2 protein-coding genes are annotated in these 803 nt (G+C 43.7%); both read right to left on the minus strand.

What is annotated here, in order from left to right; genetic code table 11:
- Window positions 1-54: 54 nt before the first annotated feature.
- Complete coding sequence (locus B0181_RS08300; protein WP_078277044.1) at window positions 55-237, minus strand: hypothetical protein; 183 nt, start codon at window positions 235-237, stop codon at window positions 55-57.
- The coding region (locus B0181_RS12380) for a DUF3310 domain-containing protein (RefSeq protein WP_249024911.1) at window positions 234-803 on the minus strand (570 nt) is incomplete at its 5' end. The genes B0181_RS12380 and B0181_RS08300, both read right to left, overlap by 4 nt.

The following is an 803-nucleotide window of genomic DNA, read 5'->3' on the forward strand; positions in this document are numbered from 1 at the left end:
TGCGCAATATCTACGCCCATCACACCGCAGTTACAACACGGCAACTGGCGCAATCTATCGGCTCGCTTCACAGCTATCCACCCACGCAAACACCGCCGCCAAAACAATTAAGCCAAGCGGTATTAAGCCGTAATATGCGCCTACCAAAAACTTGCCAACGGCTAAAATCACGGTGAACATGGCACTGATTGCCAGCATGGCGAAAAAATACACGATGAATAAATCGGTAAATTTCATTTCTCCAATTCCTTAATATAATTATCAATCACCACCAAAAATTCATACTTGCCCAATTTGCTCATCAGCTGCTTAATGTTTTCGTTTTGTGTCATAATTTTTTGGGTGCGTCTTTTAACAATTTCTGGCACTTCATCACCGTTTAAATAAGCCCGCTCGGCATACCAAGCCGCCTTTTTTAAATCCTCGACCATATCGCCCTTTTTGCCCGCACGGTATAAATATTTAAAGCAGTTGCCAAGGCAAAAGCTCAAATGCTCGGTAATCTCAATACATTCAATGCCGCCGTCTTGGTAGTAGCTTGGGTTGATTGGGTCGCCTTTTGGGTTCTTTCTTGGTTTTTCGCCAAGTTTGATAAACTCCTGTTCCTTCGCCTTAGTTTCGGCATACCAATCAGGGTGTGTTTGTTTAAATTCATCGTCATGCTCAAACACATTGCCGACATATTCAGCATTATGCTCAAACACATTGCTGACATATTCAGCATGCCAGTTTCGGGTGCTGTCCAAACGCACCTTGTCACCTTCGCACCACAGATAATCTACGCATTCGTCATTAACGGCAAA

Source organism: Moraxella caviae, from assembly GCF_002014985.1.
GTDB classification, from domain to species: Bacteria; Pseudomonadota; Gammaproteobacteria; order Pseudomonadales; family Moraxellaceae; genus Moraxella; species Moraxella caviae.

Coding starts and splice junctions, on each gene's coding strand:
- B0181_RS08300 (WP_078277044.1), bottom strand. CDS start 237: ATGAAATTTACCGATTTATTCATCGTGTATTTTTTCGCCATGCTGGCA.